Source organism: Mycobacterium venezuelense, from assembly GCF_054919535.1.
Genome location: NZ_JBONDW010000016.1, coordinates 1 through 17734 on the forward strand (window position 1 = coordinate 1; position 17734 = coordinate 17734).

General features: G+C 64.8%; 18 protein-coding genes. 8 read left to right on the forward strand and 10 right to left on the reverse strand.

The window, feature by feature from the left end:
- Nucleotides 1–65 precede the first annotated feature (65 nt).
- The 3 genes from ACRCUN_RS23630 to ACRCUN_RS23640 are packed head-to-tail and all read right to left on the reverse strand — an operon-like array spanning nt 66 to nt 4086.
- Nucleotides 66–2006, reverse strand: coding sequence for an acetoacetate--CoA ligase (locus ACRCUN_RS23630; protein ID WP_462144052.1), 1941 nt, complete (start codon nt 2004–2006; stop codon nt 66–68).
- Nucleotides 2003–2749, reverse strand: coding sequence for a 3-hydroxybutyrate dehydrogenase (locus tag ACRCUN_RS23635; protein WP_462144053.1), 747 nt, complete (start codon nt 2747–2749; stop codon nt 2003–2005). Before ACRCUN_RS23635 ends, ACRCUN_RS23630 begins: the two co-directional genes overlap by 4 nt.
- Nucleotides 2746–4086, reverse strand: a complete 1341-nt coding sequence (locus ACRCUN_RS23640; RefSeq protein ID WP_462144054.1) for an MFS transporter — start codon at nt 4084–4086, stop codon at nt 2746–2748. The genes ACRCUN_RS23635 and ACRCUN_RS23640 overlap by 4 nt, the downstream gene beginning before the upstream one ends.
- 95 nt (nt 4087–4181) lie before the next feature.
- Between ACRCUN_RS23640 and ACRCUN_RS23645 the strand changes: the two genes are divergently transcribed.
- Nucleotides 4182–5123 (forward strand): LysR family transcriptional regulator, encoded by a 942-nt coding sequence (locus tag ACRCUN_RS23645; protein ID WP_462144055.1) that lies wholly within the window; start codon nt 4182–4184, stop codon nt 5121–5123.
- 45 nt (nt 5124–5168) lie between these two features.
- Nucleotides 5169–5939 (forward strand): alpha/beta fold hydrolase, encoded by a 771-nt coding sequence (locus ACRCUN_RS23650; protein ID WP_462144208.1) that lies wholly within the window; start codon nt 5169–5171, stop codon nt 5937–5939.
- Here the strand turns inward: ACRCUN_RS23650 and ACRCUN_RS23655 are convergent.
- Nucleotides 5936–6496 carry a TetR/AcrR family transcriptional regulator gene (locus ACRCUN_RS23655; protein ID WP_462144056.1) on the reverse strand — a complete coding sequence of 187 codons (561 nt, stop codon included), beginning with the start codon at nt 6494–6496 and terminating at the stop codon, nt 5936–5938. The two genes, ACRCUN_RS23650 and ACRCUN_RS23655, sit on opposite strands and share 4 nt — an antisense overlap.
- A 95-nt stretch (nt 6497–6591) precedes the next feature.
- Between ACRCUN_RS23655 and ACRCUN_RS23660 the strand changes: the two genes are divergently transcribed.
- From ACRCUN_RS23660 to ACRCUN_RS23675, 4 genes are read left to right on the forward strand one after another with little or no spacing between them, the layout of a single operon-like run.
- A complete protein-coding gene (locus ACRCUN_RS23660; RefSeq protein WP_462144057.1) occupies nt 6592–7422 on the forward strand; it encodes a mycofactocin-coupled SDR family oxidoreductase in 831 nt (276 codons plus the stop codon).
- The gene (locus tag ACRCUN_RS23665) at nt 7419–8222 is read left to right on the forward strand and encodes a mycofactocin-coupled SDR family oxidoreductase (RefSeq protein ID WP_462144058.1); all 804 of its coding nucleotides are present in this window, start codon (nt 7419–7421) and stop codon (nt 8220–8222) included. Before ACRCUN_RS23660 ends, ACRCUN_RS23665 begins: the two co-directional genes overlap by 4 nt.
- Nucleotides 8219–9010 (forward strand): carboxymuconolactone decarboxylase family protein, encoded by a 792-nt coding sequence (locus ACRCUN_RS23670; RefSeq protein WP_462144059.1) that lies wholly within the window; start codon nt 8219–8221, stop codon nt 9008–9010. Before ACRCUN_RS23665 ends, ACRCUN_RS23670 begins: the two co-directional genes overlap by 4 nt.
- Nucleotides 9007–10392, forward strand: a complete 1386-nt coding sequence (locus ACRCUN_RS23675) for an aldehyde dehydrogenase family protein (RefSeq protein WP_462144060.1) — start codon at nt 9007–9009, stop codon at nt 10390–10392. Before ACRCUN_RS23670 ends, ACRCUN_RS23675 begins: the two co-directional genes overlap by 4 nt.
- Before the next feature lie 18 nt (nt 10393–10410).
- Here the strand turns inward: ACRCUN_RS23675 and ACRCUN_RS23680 are convergent, their stop codons facing one another.
- Complete coding sequence (locus tag ACRCUN_RS23680) at nt 10411–11694, reverse strand: cytochrome P450 (RefSeq protein ID WP_462144061.1); 1284 nt, start codon at nt 11692–11694, stop codon at nt 10411–10413.
- The gene (locus ACRCUN_RS23685; protein ID WP_462144062.1) at nt 11691–11921 is read right to left on the reverse strand and encodes a ferredoxin; all 231 of its coding nucleotides are present in this window, start codon (nt 11919–11921) and stop codon (nt 11691–11693) included. Before ACRCUN_RS23685 ends, ACRCUN_RS23680 begins: the two co-directional genes overlap by 4 nt.
- Nucleotides 11922–12064: 143 nt before the next feature.
- Here ACRCUN_RS23685 and ACRCUN_RS23690 point away from each other — a divergent pair, with 143 nt between their 5' ends.
- Nucleotides 12065–12646, forward strand: coding sequence for a TetR/AcrR family transcriptional regulator (locus ACRCUN_RS23690; protein WP_462144063.1), 582 nt, complete (start codon nt 12065–12067; stop codon nt 12644–12646).
- 6 nt (nt 12647–12652) lie between these two features.
- On the opposite strand, the gene ACRCUN_RS23695 is transcribed toward ACRCUN_RS23690, so the two are convergent.
- Nucleotides 12653–13492 carry a mycofactocin-coupled SDR family oxidoreductase gene (locus ACRCUN_RS23695; RefSeq protein ID WP_462144064.1) on the reverse strand — a complete coding sequence of 280 codons (840 nt, stop codon included), beginning with the start codon at nt 13490–13492 and terminating at the stop codon, nt 12653–12655.
- 314 nt (nt 13493–13806) lie between these two features.
- Here ACRCUN_RS23695 and ACRCUN_RS23700 point away from each other — a divergent pair, with 314 nt between their 5' ends.
- Nucleotides 13807–15300, forward strand: coding sequence for a hypothetical protein (locus tag ACRCUN_RS23700; RefSeq protein ID WP_462144065.1), 1494 nt, complete (start codon nt 13807–13809; stop codon nt 15298–15300).
- A gap of 66 nt (nt 15301–15366) precedes the next feature.
- On the opposite strand, the gene hsaB is transcribed toward ACRCUN_RS23700, so the two are convergent.
- Genes hsaB through hsaD form a run of 3 tightly spaced genes read right to left on the reverse strand, consistent with a single transcriptional unit; the run spans nt 15367 to nt 17734 of the window.
- A complete protein-coding gene (gene hsaB / locus ACRCUN_RS23705; RefSeq protein WP_462144066.1) occupies nt 15367–15936 on the reverse strand; it encodes a 3-hydroxy-9,10-secoandrosta-1,3,5(10)-triene-9,17-dione monooxygenase reductase subunit in 570 nt (189 codons plus the stop codon).
- Entirely contained in the window at nt 15933–16832 is a 900-nt protein-coding gene (hsaC, locus tag ACRCUN_RS23710) for an iron-dependent extradiol dioxygenase HsaC (protein ID WP_462144067.1), read from the reverse strand. Before hsaC ends, hsaB begins: the two co-directional genes overlap by 4 nt.
- Nucleotides 16833–16837: 5 nt before the next feature.
- Nucleotides 16838–17734, reverse strand: coding sequence for a 4,5:9,10-diseco-3-hydroxy-5,9,17-trioxoandrosta-1(10),2-diene-4-oate hydrolase (hsaD, locus tag ACRCUN_RS23715; RefSeq protein ID WP_462144068.1), 897 nt, complete (start codon nt 17732–17734; stop codon nt 16838–16840).

Below are 17734 nucleotides of genomic sequence, written 5' to 3' on the forward strand. Positions count from 1 at the left end.
GGCCGCCGGCGCCTACCCGCCGCGGAGGAAGACCTGCAAACCGTGCAGCAGCCGCCAACGACCTGTTATCGGCGAACAGACGCGTACCAATCCAGGAGAGCCGGATTGTCGACAGCACTGCGCTCCACCACTTTTGCCGCATCGGCGCCTTGGAAGAGCTTCTTTATCGGCACCTCGAGCTTCTTGCCTGTGCGGGTGTGCGGAACACCGGGCGCGACGATGATCTCGTCAGGCACGTGGCGCGGCGACACCTCGGTGCGAATGGTCTGCTTGATGCGTTCGGTCAGCTCGTCGGTGAGGTCGACGCCGTCGGACAGCACAACAAACAACGGCATCCAGTAGCCGCCGTCAGGCTGCTCGGCGCCGATCACCAGGGCTTCGACGATCTCGGGCAGCCGCTCCACCGATTGGTAGATGTCGGCGCTGCCCATCCGGATGCCGTGCCGGTTGAGCGTAGAATCGGAGCGGCCGTGCACGACGATGCTGCCGTGGTCGGTGATCGTGATCCAGTCGCCATGCCGCCACACGCCCGGGAACATCTCGAAATAGGCGCCGCGGTAACGCGATCCGTCAGCGTCATTCCAGAAGGCGATGGGCATCGACGGCAGCGGTTTGGTGATGACGAGCTCGCCGACCTCGCCCCGGACGGGATTTCCGGCTTCATCCCACGCATCGAGCGCCACACCGAGATACGGTGCAGACAGCTCACCCGGCCACACCGGAACCGTCGGCACACCACCTATGAATGCCGACACCACATCGGTGCCGCCGCTGATCGACGCGACCTGGACACGTTCACCGATGTTGTCGCGCAGCCACAAGGACGAAGACGGCGGCAGTGAGGACCCCGTGATGCCGACGACCTTGAGCGCCGACAGGTCGTGCTCCTTGCGTGGCACAGAACCGGCTTTGGCGCAGGCCAAGACGTAGCCCGGGCTGGTGCCCAGCACCGTGGCACCGACGCTGGCCGCGATGCTCCACAGCGCGTCGGGCTCCGGATAGGTGGGGCTGCCGTCGTAGCAGACGATGGTTGCACCCACCAGCAGGCCCGCCACCTGAAAATTCCACATCATCCAACTGGGGCTGGTGTACCAGAAAAATGTGTCATCGGCACCGATGTCGGACTGCAAGGCAACGGCTTTGAGGTGTTCGAGGACCACGCCGCCATGGCCGTGCACAATGCCTTTGGGCAAACCGGTGGTGCCCGACGAATACAGGATCCACAGCGGATGGCCGAATTCCACTGCCGCGGTGTTCAACTCAGCGTCGACGGGCGCGGACGTCGCTGCCCAGTCGAGCCAGTCGGATCGTGCCGCACCAAGGCGGGCCACCAGCACCGACGCCTTCAGAGTGGGCAGACCGTCCCGCAACGCGGTGATGTCGTCGGTCTTGTCGTGCGTCTTACCGCCGAATCGATAGCCGTCGGCGGCCACGAGCACTGTCGGCTCCAACTGGCCGAGGCGGTCGAGCGCCGCTTTGGCGGTGTAGTCCTGGCCGCACGCGCTCCAGATCGCGCCGATGCTGGCGGTGGCCAGGAAAGCGATGATCGCTTCGGGGATGTTCGGCAGATAGCCGACCACACGGTCACCCTGCTGCACCCCGAGCGAGAGCAGGGTGTCGGCGAATGCAGTTGTGCGCTGGAGCAGTTCGGTCCAGGACAGTTCACTGACGGCACCGCCCTCGGCGACATACAGGATGGCCGGCCGGTCGGTGCGGGCATTGCGCTTGATCTGGTCGACATAATTCAACCGGGCACCGGGAAACCAATGGGCACCGGGCATTGCCTCACTGGCGAGCACCTCGTCGGGCCGGTCTCCGAGTTCGAAGTAGTCCCACAGCGCACCCCAGAACGCGTCGGGATGGTCGACCGACCATCGCCACAGTGCCTGATAGTCGGGCGCAGCGACGCCAGTGCGCGATTCGACGAATCGGCCGAAGTCCGTGACCCGTGCCTCCGTGAGTTCCCGATCCGTAGGTACCCACTGAGGTTCGGCCGCTTCGCTCATCTTGCGCTCCAACCACCGTCCATCGTGTACGACGCACCGGTCACCATGCGGGCGGCCGGCGATGCCAGCCAACCTACCAATGCGCCAACCTCTTCGGGTTCGACCAGTTGTTTGATCGCGCTTTCCTTCAGAAGAATCTGCGCGACGACGTCATCCTCGGGGATGCCGTGAATGCGGGCCTGGTCGGTGATCTGCTTGGTCACCAGCGGCGTCCGGACATAGCCGGGGTTGACGCAGTTGCTGGTCACCTGGTGCGGACCGCCCTCGAGGGCAGTCACCTTGGACAGCCCTTCCAGCGCGTGTTTGGCGGTGACGTAGCCGACCTTGTACTCGGAGGCTCGCAGCCCGTGCACCGACGAGACGTTGATGATGCGCCCGAACCGCTGGCGGTACATGTGCGGCAGCGCAGCCCTGATGAGCAGGAACGGCACCTCGACCATCAGCGCCAGCAGCATCCGGAACTTGTCCGGCGGGAACTCCTCGATCGGGTTGATGCTCTGGACACCGGCGTTGTTGACCAGGATGTCGCAGTCCAGCTCCAACGTCTCCAGTGCGGCCACGTCGAGAAAATCCACGGCCCAGGGCTTTCCGCCGATCTCGGCAGCCAGCGTGCCTGCCCCGTCGGCATCGACGTCGGCCACGGTCACGGCGGCCCCGCGTGCGGCGAGTTCGCGCGCACATGCCGCACCGATACCGCTCGCCGCCCCCGTGACCAAAGCCGTGCGACCTGCAAGGTCGGTCACAGGACACCGTGCTTCGCGAGGACCTCACGGTCGGCCTGATCGATGCTCTCAAGGTCGGTACCCGCCGTCTCGCGCATGAAGATCGCAGCGACGAGCGTGACCGCGGCGGCGCAGGCGAGGTAGATCGCGATGGGAACCCACGAGTCGAAGATGTCGAGCAGTTTGACGGCGATGATCGGTGCCAGCGATCCGGCCACGATCGACGTCACCTGGTACCCAAGGGACACACCGGAATACCGCATGCGGGTCGGGAACATCTCGGCCATGATCGCGGGCTGTGGTGAGTACATGAGCGCGTGGATGATCAGACCGATGATGATGGCACCCATGATGACCAGGTAATTGGCGCTGTTCATCATCGGGAAGGCGAAGAACGCCCAGGCCCCCGCGCCGATCGCGCCGACGATGTACACCGGGCGTCGCCCGAATCGATCGGACAGCCGGCCCACCGTCGGGATGGCGACGAAGTGAACGGCGTGCGCAGCGAGCAGCCACCAGAGGATGTCGCTGGTGTCTGCGCCCACCTGAACCTTGAGATACGTGATGGAGAACGTGACCACCAGGTAGTACATGATGTTCTCGGCGAACCGCAGCCCCATCGCGGTGAAAACGCCACGGGGATAACGCGTGAGCACCTCGACGACGCCATATGAGACGGCTTTGACCCGCTCGACCTCCTGCTGCGCGGCCAGGAAGATCGGGGCGTCGGAGACCTTGGTGCGGATGTAGTAACCGATGAGCACCACCACGGCGGACAGCCAGAACGCGACGCGCCAACCCCAGGACAGGAACGCGGCATCGGACAGTGTCGTCGTCAACAGCAGCAGCACGACGGTCGCGAGCATGTTGCCCACCGGCACGGCGGCCTGCGGCCAGCTCGCCCAGAACCCGCGACTCTGGTTGGGACTGTGCTCGGCCACGAGCAACACCGCGCCGCCCCACTCCCCGCCGACGGCGAAGCCCTGGATGAATCGCAGCACCACGAGCAGAGTCGGTGCCCAGTATCCGATCTGGTTGAACGTGGGCAGGCAGCCCATCAGGAAGGTGGCCGCACCGACCAGCAGCAGGCTGAACTGAAGTAGCTTTTTGCGGCCGTACTTGTCGCCGAAGTGACCGAACACGATCCCACCGAGCGGGCGTGCGATGAAGCCGACCGCATACGTCACGAACGCCGCGAGAATCGCGTCGAGATCGCTCGTGCTCTCGGCGAAGAAGACCTTGCTGAACACCAGCGTGGCGGCAGTTCCGTAGAGGAAGAACTCGTACCACTCCACGACGGTGCCGGCCATCGACGCGGCGACGACGCGGCGCAGGCCGGTCGGGATGGGCGCGCTCATCGGCGACTCCTTTATGACGTGTGTCATCTATGTCCGGACTCTGTGATGTCCATGACAGCTGAGGTGAGTATTCCTGCAGGTTCACTTGCCTCGCAATGGCCAAATGTGCGCCAGCATTCTGCGAAAATGCAGATATGGATGTTGCCCGACGACCCAGCGCCGATGACCTGCTCGTGCTGCTCGCCGTCGGCCGGTCCGGCCGCTACACCACCGCGGCCGACGAGCTCGGCATCAACCACACGACCATCTCGCGTCGCATCGCCGCGCTCGAGCAGGCGATCGGCGGACGCGTGTTGACGCGCGGCGCCGGCGGTTGGGAGCTGACGGAGCTCGGACGTTCGGCGCTGTCGGCCGCCGAAGCCGTCGAGTCGGCGGTGGACTCCCTGTCCGCGGGCGGGCTTCGCCGGCTCGAGGGCGTCGTGCGGATATCGGCGACCGACGGCTTCAGCGCATACATCGCCGCGCCGGCAGCCGCCCAGGTGCGGCGGCACCACCCTCTCGTCACCGTCGAAATCGTGGCCGCCACCAGACGCGCTTCGCAGCAACGCTCCAGCGTCGACATCGAGATCGTCGTCGGAGCGCCTCAAGTCCGCCGTGCCGAAGCGATCCGTCTCGGCGACTACTGCCTCGGCCTCTACGGTGCTCGCGATTACCTCGCCGAGCATGGGACCCCGCTCAGCGTCGATGATCTCGCCCGGTTCCCGCTCGTCTATTTCATCGACTCGATGCTCCAGGTCGACGATCTCGACATCGCCGCGAGCTTCGCGCCCGCCATGCAGGAATCGGTGACGTCAACGAACGTTTTCGTGCACGTCGAAGCCACCCGGGCCGCCGCGGGCCTCGGCCTGCTGCCGTGCATCATGGCCGACCGGCACGACGATCTGGTCCGGGTGCTGCCGGATACCGTTGCGGTGCAGCTCAGTTACTGGCTCGTGGCCAGGGCCGAGACGCTCCGCCGCCCCGTCGTGGCGGCCGTCGTCGATGCGATCTCAGATCGCATGGCCGACCAGCACGACGTGCTGCTCGGCGTCTGCTGAACCAAATGCTTGCGGTTCGGCGCCGATGTTGCTGCAGTGAAGACCATGCCATTCATCGACCACGAGCGCGGGCGCGCGTACTACCGGCACTGGGCGGCGGCGCAGCCGCGAGCCGCGGTGATCTTCCTGCACGGGTTCGGTGAACACACGGGCGTCTATCACCGGTACGGCTTTTCGCTGAACGCGGCGGGCATCGATCTGTGGGCGGTCGACCAGTTCGGTCACGGGCTCAGCCCAGGCACGCGCGGAGATTTCGGCACGATCGAAGACAGCTCGGCACTCGCCGAGTCGCTGACCGGACTCGCGGCGGCCGAACATCCGGGATTGCCGTTGATCGCGCAGGGGCACTCGTTCGGTTCGGTTGTCACCCTGTTCCGGCTGTTGGGCGAGCCCGACAAGTACCGCGCCGGAGTGATATCCGGCGCGCCGCTCGTACCGATACCGGAAATGCTCGACGCGGACACGTCATTCGAGCTGCATCCCAGCGTGCTGTCGAGCGATCCGTTCTATGTGGACTCCTTGGAGAACGATCCGCTCGCGTTCGTCGACGCGGACGGCGCGCCGCTGACCCGCGAACTGGACCGGGGCTGGGACCGGTTCGGCACGGAATTGCCGAAGCTGAAGGTACCGACGCTGGCGGTGCACGGTTCGGCCGACGTCATCGCACCTGCCGGCGCCGTCCGCGCGTATGCCGAGCAGATCGAACCCTTGCAGTTCAAGGAGTTTCACGGATACCGCCACGACATCCTCAATGAGTCGGTGCACCGCGAGGTCGCCGCGACGATCGTGGAATTCATCAACACGCAGATCGGCTAACGCGACGCGTCATAGCCGGCGGTCAGCCACCGCACGGTGCGATCGAGACTCGGCAGGATGTCGGTGACCTCGATCTCGCCAGCGGCGAAGCGCCCGGTCAGGCCGAATACCAAGCTGGACAGGATGGTGTCGAGGTCGGCGATGAACTTTTCGTCGATGCCCGCCAGAATCTCCATCGCGGCAGGCACCACGGCGTCGAGGCCTCGCCGGACCAGGCGATCTCCACCTGGCGCGGACCGCGACCTGAAGTACGCCATCAGCATGCCTGGGTGCTTTTCCCATGGTTCGAATATGGTGCGGAACATGCGCATCATGCCGTCATAGAGGGTTTCGTCGGCCGGATGTGGCTGGCCGGCCAGGCCCGAGTACCGGTTCTCTTCCATCCACGAGTCCAGCGCAGCAAGGATGAGTTCGTCGCGCGTGGAATAGCGCTTGTAGATCGTGGCGAGCGAAGTCTTGGACCGGCGGGCGACCTCACGTAGCTGTACGGCGTCATAGCCGTCCGATTCCAAGATCTCCACGACGATGTCGAGGATCCGATCGCGCTCACTGGCCACTTCGAGAACCCCCTTGCCGCGAATGAGTAACCCGGTTACCGTACCCGGAGTAACACAGTTACTCACATTCCCACTGCGCAATGAAGCGAGGATCCATGGGGCACTTAGACGGAAAAGTCGCCTTCATCACCGGGGTGGCCCGCGGCCAAGGCCGAAGCCACGCCGTCCGGCTTGCCACCGAGGGCGCATCGATCATCGGCGTGGACATCTGCGCTGACATCGCGTCGAACGGCTACCCAATGGCGACCCGCGCCGAACTCGACGAGAGCGTCGCCCTAGTCGAGGCGGCCGGCGGCAAGATGGTGGGCTCGATCGCCGACGTCCGCGACTTCCACCAACTCAAAGCCGCGCTCGACGCGGGCGTCGAGCAGTTCGGCCGTCTCGACATCGTGTGCGCGAACGCCGGAATCGCGACGATGGCATTCCGCGAGCTCACGATCGAAGAAGACCTCGAGATGTGGACCGACGTGCTCGACGTCAATCTGGTCGGGTCGTTCCACACCGCCAAGGCGGCGATCCCCCACCTGATCGACGGCGGCCGGGGCGGCGCGATCGTCTTCACCAGTTCCACCGCGGGCCTGCGCGGGTTCGGCGGGCTGCAAGGCGGTGGCCTCGGCTACGCGGCATCCAAGCACGGCATCGTCGGACTGATGCGTACTCTCGCCAATGCGCTTGCACCGCACAGCATCCGGGTCAACACCGTGCACCCGACTGCGGTCAACACCATAATGGCCGTCAACCCCGCCATGACGGCGTTCCTGGAGAACTATCCCGACGGCGGGCCGCATCTGCAGAACCCGATGCCGGTATCGCTGCTGGAGCCCGAGGACATCAGCGCGGCGATCGCCTACCTGGTCTCGGATGCCGCCAAATACATCACCGGGGTGACCTTCCCCGTCGACGCCGGATTCTGCAACAAATTATGACGGGCCGCGTAGCGAGCAAGCGCGTGCTGATCACCGGCGCGGCACGCGGTATGGGCCGTAGTCACGCCGTCCGCCTCGCCGAGGAAGGCGCCGACCTGATCCTGGTCGACATCTGCCGTTCGCTCGACGAGATCGAGTACCCGCTCGCCTCGCGCGAGGATCTCGATGAAACCGCACGGCTCGTCGAAAAGCAGGGCCGCCAAGCCGTTACGCACATCGTCGACGTGCGTGACGGCGCGGCACTGGCCGCTGCCGTCGACGACGGTGTCGCGCAACTCGGCGGGCTGGACGCCGCGGTGGCCAACGCGGGCGTGCTGACCGCGGGCACCTGGGACACCACGACGTCCGAGCAGTGGCGAACGGTCGTCGACGTCAACCTGATCGGGGCTTGGAACACATGCGCCGCGGCGCTGCCCCACCTCGTCGAACGGGGCGGCAGCCTGGTCAACATCAGCTCGGCCGCGGGCATCAAGGGCACACCGCTGCACACGCCCTACACCGCATCGAAGCACGGGGTGGTCGGCATGAGCCGAGCATTGGCCAATGAACTTGCCGCCCAGCATGTCCGGGTCAACACGGTCCATCCGACGGGTGTCGAGACCGGTATGCGTCCCGCCTCGCTGCACACGCTGATCGCCGAACAGCGGCCCGATCTAGCGCCCTTGTTCGGAAACGCCATACCCATCGTGATGGCCGAGGCGATCGACATCAGCAATGCGGTGCTGTTCCTGGTATCCGACGAGTCGCGGTACGTCACCGGACTGGAATTCAAAGTCGATGCGGGGGTGACGATCCGATGACCGCATTGGACACTCGGTCCGAGCGGGGCCGGCGCGAGTTCGCCGAGGTGATGACGTTCTCGGCGCCCGCCGATCCGACACCTGCCACCGCGAACCTCATCGACTTCGTGTTCGCCGAGGTGTGGACGAGGCCTGGCCTGAGCCGTCGGGACCGGCGATTCATCACGCTGCCGTGTGTCGCCGCGGCCGACGCCGAGGGAGCGTTGCGCGATCACGTGTACGCAGCACTCAACAGCGGCGACGTGACGATCACCGAAATACGGGAAACGGTACTGCATTTCGCGGTGTACGGCGGCTGGCCCAAGGCGTCGCGCTTCAACATCATGGTCGACGAGCAATGGGACCGCATTCACCGCGAGCGGGGACTGACACCGCCCCCGCCCGAACCGCTGCTGCCGCTGGTCACGCCGAGCGATCCCGAGAGCCGGCTGGCCTGCGGCGAACAGTCCTTCAAGGACATCAACTGCATGCCGTTCGCGCCGATCCGCGACAACCCGTATTCCGGCGCCGGGATTCTCAACTTCGTGTTCGGCGAGATGTGGCTGCGACCCGGCCTCGGCATGAAGGAGCGGCGGCTCGTGACGGTGGCGTGCGTGGCGTTCCAGGACGCACCGCTGCCGATCATGAGCCACGTCTACGCCGCGCTGAAGAGCCGCGACGTCTCGTTCGAGGAAATGGACGAATTGGCACTGCATTTCGCCGCGTACTACGGATGGCCCAAGGCGTCACACCTCAATCAGGTGATCGGCGAGCAGAAGCAGCGCGTGTTGGCGGAGTGGCAAGCATGATCTTCGAGCACATCTATCCGGCGACCGGAAAGCCGAACGGGACCGTGACGCTCGCGGGGGCCACCGAGATCGGCCGCGCGGTCGAAGCGGCCCGTGACGCACAACGCGAGTGGATGTCGATGACCGTCGACCGGCGACGCGACCTGCTGATCGACCTTGCCGACGTCGTGCACGACCACCTGGACGAACTCGCAAGCCTGAATGTGGCCGACTACGGCGTGCCGATATCGTTCGCGGGCACCGCGTTATTGCTCGAGCGGTTCCTGCGTCATTTCGCCGGATACGTCGACAAACCGCACGGTGCCAGCACCCCGGTCAACGGCTCGTTCGACATCAATCTCATCGAACGCGAACCGTACGGTGTCGTCGGTGTGATCACGCCGTGGAACGGCGCACTCGCGGTCGCCGCATCATGCGTCGCGCCCGCGCTCGCGGCAGGCAACGCCGTGATCCTCAAACCGTCCGAGCTCGCACCGTTCGCCGCACTGCGATTCGGTGAACTGTGCGACGAGGCGGGGTTGCCCGCGGGCCTCGTCAGCGTCGTGCCCGCCGGATTCGAGGGCGGCGACGCCCTGGTGCGGCATCCCGGCGTCGGCAAGATCGCCTTCACCGGCGGCGGTACGACCGCACGCAAGGTGTTGGCCGCCGCGGCGGCGAATCTGACTCCGGTGGTCACCGAACTCGGCGGCAAGTCAGCCAACATCATTTTCGACGACGCCGACCTCGACCTGGCGGCGACGCTGTCCGCACACCAGGGCCCGCTCATGCAGTCCGGCCAGAGCTGCGCGTGCGCGAGCCGAATCCTGGTGCAGGATACCGTCTACGACGCGTTCGTGGAGAAGTTCGTCGGCGTGGTCGCACGGGCCAAGGTCGGCGATCCGATGGATCCCGCCACCACATTCGGACCGGTCATCAGCCAAGCCGCGGCCGACCGAATCCTCGACACCGTCGCTGCGGCGGTGTCGAGTGGCGGGGGCGAATTGTTGTTGGGCGGCAGCCGGATCGGTGGCGACCTCGCCGACGGCTACTACATCGAGCCGACGGTGTTCGGCGAGGTGGACAACTCGTCTGAACTGGCGCAGGTGGAGACCTTCGGCCCCGTGGTGTCGGTGATGAGATTCCGCGACGAGCAGGAAGCCGTGGAGCTGGCCAACGCCACGCCGTACGGACTCAACGCGTTCGTGCAGACGACCGATCTGGCGCGGGCGCATCGCGTGGCCCGCAAGCTCGAGGCCGGTTCGGTATGGATCAATCAATTCAGCGACATCTCACCACAGGGCCCGTATGGCGGGTACAAGCAGAGCGGCTCTGGCCGAACCGGGGGCATCGAAGGGCTCAACGAGTTCAGGCAGGTCAAGAACATCAGGATCGCCATGCGGTGATCGGCTCGCACATCGAATTCACCCTTCGACCGGGGTGAATTCGATGTGGAGTTCGGTGAGTCCGCGCAGCAGAAACGTGGGCTCGTACGCGTAGCGGCGGTCCCCTGCGGGTCCATGTGCAGCCTCGCTGATGGCGATGTCGCGCATGCGGTCGAGCAGTCGGTGCACGGTGATCACGCCTTCCACGCGCGCGAGCGGCGCTCCGGCACAGGTATGGATCCCGCGCCCGAAGGCGATGTGCTCGCGCACATTCGGGCGTTGGATGTCGAACTCGTTCGGATCGTTGAACTTTCGCGGATCCCGGTTGGCGGCACCGAGGCACAGCATCAGCACGGTGCCCGCCTTGATGTGGACGCCACCGAGCGTCGTGGTCTTGCGAGCAAGTCGGAAGTCGACCTTGGTGGGGCTCTGCATGCGCAGGGCCTCCTCGATGAATGCCGGGATCAGGTCCGGCTTGTCGCGCAGCAGCTGCTGGTAATCAGGCCGCTCACCAAGGGTCTGCACCGCCGCACTGAGCAGCTTGGTGACGGTCTCCTGGCCCGCGGCGAACAGGAATGTGGCCGGTCTGACCACTTCGAGCAACTCGGGGATCGAGCCATCGGGATACGTCGCAGAAGCCATGCCGCCCAGGACGTCTGCGCGTGGCTCACGCCGGCGCTCGGCAATGTAGGCGCTGAACTTGTCGTCGAGATACTGCAGCGGATTGAGACCGACCGGTTCGCCGTCGAGCGCGCCCACCCGACTGCCCGGCTGCTTGCCCGCGCCGAGCGCCAGCCGGAATTCGGCGCGATCTTCCTCAGGCACTCCGAGAAGGTCGGTGATCGCAAGCGTTGCGAAGGGTTTGGCGTACTCGCCCAAGAACTCGCACCGGCCGTTTGAGATGAACTCGTCGAGTTGGCGGTCGGCCAGCTGCCACATGTAGTCCTCGTTCTCCTTGAGCCGGCGGGGCGTGAGCAGCCGGCTCAGCAGGGACCTGGCCCGCTCATGTTCGGGCGGGTCCATCACGACCATGTGCTCGAATATCGGGAACTCGTGGCGATGCGCCTCGATCTGCGCGGTGATGTCGTCGCCCTCGGGCTCGAACGGCAACGGCGGGAACGGTCCACCGATCGCATTGACCGCCGAGAAGGATTCGGTGTCCTTGAAAGCCGCCATCACCTCCTGGTAGCCGGTCACGGCCACCACGCCGTGGTGCGGCTCGACGAACACCGGCCCCTGGCTGCGCAGATAGTCGTAGTACTCGTAGGGGTCCTGTGTGACCGCCGGGTCAGAGAAGTAGTCGACGGTGGCCAGATCGGTCATTGCTCGTTCGCCTTTCGTGGAGAGAGTTGGAATGTGATCGCCTGGCGCGGACACGCGTCCACAGCTGCTCTCACCCGCTCCCACTGTTCGGGTGTGACTTGTTTGGCGCTGGCGACCTCGTCGTCGCCGAGATCGAACACGTCGGGTGCGAGGTCGATGCACAGCGCGTGGCCTTCGCACAGGGCGGCGTCGACCCGCACGTGCCTGTCGCTGTTGTCGTTGGCCATTTGTTCCTCGATATCCTGCACTTTGATCGATCGATCAAATTGTTAAGATGGCTCATGCTTACCACCTGCCGCGGATCGCGGTCAAGAGCGTCGGCGCTGTCGCGAGACGGCTTGATAGACAGAACTTCTCGGCGGTTCGCCTGATGCCCGCCACACGCGCGACCAAAGAGAAGGACGCCGGCACCCGGCGTCGCCTTATCGAGGCGACCGCTCAAGTCATCCGCGACGAGGGCTACGCCGCAGCGACAACACGCCGTATTGCCGCCGTGGCCGGGGTTCGGTCGGCATTGGTCTACTACTACTTCGACACTCTCGACGACTTGTTCGTCGCGGTATTGCGAAGCGGCGCCGACGCAGCGCTCACCCGGATGCGCGAGGCGATCGCCGACGAGGACCCACTCCGAGCCCTGTGGGTCCTCAACTCCGACTCCCGCGTGACCGGCCTGAACACTGAGTTCATGGCTATGGCCAACCACCGCAAGGCCATCGGCACCGAACTCAAGTCCTATTCCGAACGCGTCCGCGACATCGAGACCACCGCCATGGCCATGGTCCTGCGCACACACGGCGTCGACACGGACGAGTACCCACCCGTCGTGATGTCGATGCTGCTCACCCAGTCGGCGCGCAGCCTGTGCAACGAGGAGGCCGTCGGCGTGACGCAAGGACACGACGAGTTTCGCGCGTTTGTGGAACGGATACTGAAGCGGTTCGCGACGAAATAGGTTGAGCTACTTCAACATGCTGCCGGCGTCGACCGTCACCGGAAGACCGGTGATGTAGCGCGCCTCGTCGGAAGCGAGGAACAGCACGGCATTGCTGATATCGACCGGCTCAACCCAGCCGATCGGCAACACGTGCATGAACTGCGCGACGGCGGCCATATCGTCCGGGCCCGGGTTCTCCAAGTCGGGACGGAACAACTTCATGGTCCCTTCGTTCATGAACATCGGCGTGTTCACGTTGGTCGGATGCACCGAGTTGACCCGGATCGAATGCGCGCCCAATTCGACGGCGAACGTCCGCATCAGCCCCACGACACCGTGTTTGGCCGCGATGTAGTGACCGGTGTTCGGATAGGCCTTCAGCCCGCCGACCGAACTCGTGAGGATGATCGATCCCCCACGCCCCAACGAAAGTAGATGCGGCACCGCGGCTTTGACGGTCTTCCAGACCCCGGACAGGTTGACCCCGATCATGTCGTCCCAGTCCTGCTCACTGGTCTTGTCCAACGTCTCGCCGCCGTTGCCGATACCCGCGTTGGCGACAATGACGTCCAGCCTGCCCAACTGCTCGACACCGCCGTCGACGGCAGCTTTCAGCGCGTCGAAATCGCGGACATCCACCTCGGCCGTGACAATCCTTCGGTTCAAACCCTTGACCAGGTCGGCGGTCTCCGCAAGATCGTCTGGCGTCGATGCCGGGATCACGCTGTTGCTGCTGACCGCCCGACAGACGTCGACCGCGATGATGTCCGCGCCCTCCTGCGCCAGCCGGACTGCGTGACTGCGCCCCTGCCCACGCGCCGCACCAGTGATGAATGCAACCTTGCCTTCTACCCGCCCTGCCATCGCGCGACCCTTTCCATACGTTTGATCGATCGATCAAACATGTCAGTGAAGCGCGCGTGTGTCAATAGGGAATTTGATCGATTGATTAATGACTGCATGCCATCGCGGCGCAGGGCGCGCTTACTGAACTCTCAGGTTGGGAGCGCGTTCGCCGATACGTAGAAATAGGCCGTCTTGCAGCCAGTTCACAGCATACTCACAGTTATGTAGCACTACTAAATGAGGTTAGCCATACCTATTGTCCCTTAGGTAAATCTCAGCTAACGTCTCATCGCCGTCATAGACCGACGTATCAATTCAAAGAGGAGATTTTTGTGCAGATCGCACTTCAGCCCAGCTCGGCGCAATCGCCGGGACGCATGAACAAACTCGTGATTGGCGGCATCGCCGCACTGGGTGCCGGCGTCATCGCCGTCAACCCGGTGGCCACCAGCCCCGCACTGCTCGAAGCCCAGCATCGTGCGGTGCAGCTCGTCGCCGACGTCACGCACTCCCCCAGCGAGGTGTACGGCGAGCTGTTCGCCAAGACCGGCGACAACTTCACCGCCCTCGTCGAATCGATCACCGCCAACCCGTTCCCGGTGCTCAGTCAGATCATGGAAAATGGGATCGGCTATGCCGACCAGGTGGGAACCGGCGTGCAGACCGGCTTCACACAGTTGCAGACGTGGTACGAGACCGGCATCGCCGACAACTACGAGCTGAGGACGTCGGGCAAGACCTACGTCGCAAACATTCAAGCCGCAATCGAGACCGGTGACTTCGGCACGGCTTACGAGAACTTCAACCGGCTCACGCTGTTCGGTCTGATGGCCACCCTTCAGCCGATATACAGTGTCATCCTCTCCTCGACCCCCCGCGGCGGCGGCGCGTACTACACCGGCATCATCGAGCAGATCGCGCAGAACTTCGCCGACGCAGTCGGCGCGGTGGCCAACTCGAGCACCCTGATATTCGGAGCCTTCCAATCCGTGTTCGCGCCACTGAGCGGAGCCGCATTCGAATTCTCGCGCGCCACCGAGGCGATCTCGGCCGCCCTGACGGCAGGCGATACGGAAGCCGCGTTCAACGCGATCGTGAACACCCCCGGCGTCGTCATCAACGGGTTACTGAACGGGTTCGACTACAACGACGACGACACCACCGCCGCATGGCAGGGATTGCTCACCTCGGGCGGTCCGCTCGGACAGTTCCTGGTGACCATCCCGACGAAGATCGCCAACGCGATCGACAACACTCCGGCGACCCCGTCCCTCACCGGAGGGCTCAGTCTGGCGAGCCTGTTGTCGCCCGCCGCCCAGTCGGTTGAAGCTCCCGACGTCGCCGGTGCCGAGGTTGTCACCGATGAGACCAAGGCCGGCGATACCAGTGCGATCGAGGATGCGTCGACGGACGCCGTCGAGAGCGCAGCCGCAAGCGGTGCGGTCAGCACCGCAACCACAACCACGGGCGCCGATGAGGCTGAGATCGCGCCTGCCACCGACACCGAGGCACCCGCTACCGACACCGAGGCCGCCGACACGGACGCCGACGACGCAACCACCACCAAGCCCGCCACGGAAACCAAGCCGAAGCCCAAGACGTTGGGCGACCGGCTTAACGCGGCCGTCAAGAAGCTCGGTGACAAGGTGAAGAAGCCGGCGAGCAAGTCCGACACGTCCGAGAGCGGCGCCGCCGCGTCCTCGACGGGTGCGTCGACCGCCGCGGGAAGCGAGGCCAAGAACGACTCCGGCGATGCTTCGCCGAAGGCCACGGGCAAGCACGCGAAGAAGGAATCGGCCAAGCAGGCCGACAAGTCTGCCGCCTGATCACCGCACAAACAGAACTGGGCCCCCTCCGCGGGAGGGGGCCCAGTCTTGTCAACGACGAAAAGCTCAGAGCCAGGTGTCGTGTGTGGTGGTGGTGAGGAACGCCTCCAGGTCATCGCGCCACTGCGCCGGAGTGTTCTTGTCCGGTTCGATGCCGGTGTACTCGCCGCGATAGAACAGCAGTGGCCGAGGCCTCCGTTTGGGAACCTCCGACAGTGAATGCACCGCACCGAACACCACGAAGTGATCGCCACCGTCGTGCACCGAATCGACCTTGCAGTCGATGTGCGCAAGCGCACCGTCGATCACCGGTGCCCCGAGCTTCGAAGGCTGCCAGTCGATTCCGGCAAATTTGTCGGGCTCCTTTGAGCCGAACCGCGCCGAGACGTGCTGCTGCTTCTCGTGCAGGATGTTCACACAAAACATGCCGCTGGCCTCGATGGCCTGCCACGACCGGGACTGCTTGGTCGGGCAGAACAGCACAAGCGGCGGATCCAGCGACAGCGCGGCGAACGACTGGCATGCGAAACCGACCGGCACCTCGTCATGCACCGTAGTGATGATCGTGATGCCGGTGCAGAACTGGCCAAGCACATTCCGGAATGTGCGCGGATCGATCGGCTCAGACTGCGTCACTTGAATCCGACACTGAAGTCATGGCCCCACAGGCTGACTGCGGTCGATTCACGGGCTACCCAGTCGTTGTCATCGACTTCGAGCCCCTCACAACCGAATTCGATGTCGAACCCGCCCGGTGTCTTCATGTAAAACGACAGCATCTTGTCGTTGACGTGGCGGCCCAGCGTCGCCGACATCTTCACCTTGCGGCGCAAGGCACGGTCCAGGCACAGGCCCACGTCGTCAGCCTCGCCCACCTCGACCATGAGATGCACGATGCCGCTGGGCGTCTGGCCCGGCATGAACGCCAAGCTGTGGTGGCGCGGGTTGACCCCGAGAAACCGCAGCCATGCCGGCTCGCCGTCGGCCGGCCGGCCGACGAGCTGCGGTGGCAGCCGCATCGAGTCGCGCAGGTGAAAACCGAGCACGTCGCGATAGAAGTGCAGGGTTTCGGCATCGTCCTTGGTGGTCAGCACGACGTGACCGAGCCCCTGCTCCTCGGTGACGAACTTGTGCCCGTACGGGCTGACCACACGGCGGTGTTCGAGCGCGACGCCGTGGAAGACCTCGAGCGTGTTGCCGGACGGATCGTCGAAGACGATCATCTCGTCGACCCGGCGGTCGGCCAGTTCGGTGGCAGTGGCTTCTTTGTAGGGGGTGCCAGCGGCCTCGAGCCGGCTGCGGATGTCTTGAAGCTCAGCGGCATTGGCGGTTTCCCAGCCGGACTCCAGCAGCCGGTCATGTTCGCCGGGAACAATCACCAGCCGCGCGGGGAACTCGTCCATCCGCAGGTACAGCGCGCCCTCGGTCTGGCCCTTACCCTCGACCATGCCGAGCACCTTCAGGCCGTACTCACGCCAGGCCGCGACGTCGGTGGCTTCGATACGCAGATAGCCCAGTGACTTGATGCTCATACGGCTTAGCCTCCCAGGAAATCGACAGTGAGCTTGTTGAACTCGTCGAACTTCTCCACCTGAGCCCAGTGCCCACACTGCCCGAAGACATGCAGCTGCACGCGCGGAATCTGCTTGACCGCGACGAGCGCGCCGTCGAGTGGGTTGACCCGGTCCTCACGCCCCCAGATCAACAGCACCGGCTGACGCAGCTTGTACACCTCGCGCCACATCATGCCGAGCTCGAAATCCGGGCCGGCGAACGATTTTCCCATCGCGCGGGCCGCGGCAAGCGACTCGGGCTGGCTGGCGATCTGGAAGCGCTCCTCGACCAGCTCAGGGGTTACGAGCTTCTGGTCGAAGACCATGATGCGCAGGAATTTCTCCATGTTCTCGCGCGTCGGGTCGGCCGTGAACTTGCCGAGCAGCTTCACACCCTCGGTCGGGTCCGGCGCGAACAGATTGACACTGAGACCACCGGGCCCCATCAACACGAGCTTGCCAGCGCGGTCCGGATAGTCCAGTGCGAAGCGCACCGCGGTACCGCCGCCGAGCGAATTGCCGAGTAGTGGAATGCGGCCCTGCAACCCGAGATGGTCGAACAGGCCGAGCAGCGCCTTGGCGCTGTAGCGGTTGTACTGCTCGTGCTCGGTGTGCTTGTCGGAGTGCCCATACCCGGGCTGATCGACCGCGAGCACATGGAAATGCTCGGCCAGCACCGCGACATTGCGGCCGAAGTTGGACCAGGCCGACGCGCCGGGGCCGCCGCCGTGCAGCAGCACGATCGTCTGAGCTTCTGGGTCACCGGCCTCGTGGTAGTGCAGTCGCATGTCCAAGTCACCCGCGCGGACCTGCGCGTACCGCGACGTGGACTCGAACGTGATCTCTTGCTGCTGTGCAGCTTCGGCGGCGAAGGAAGTCAT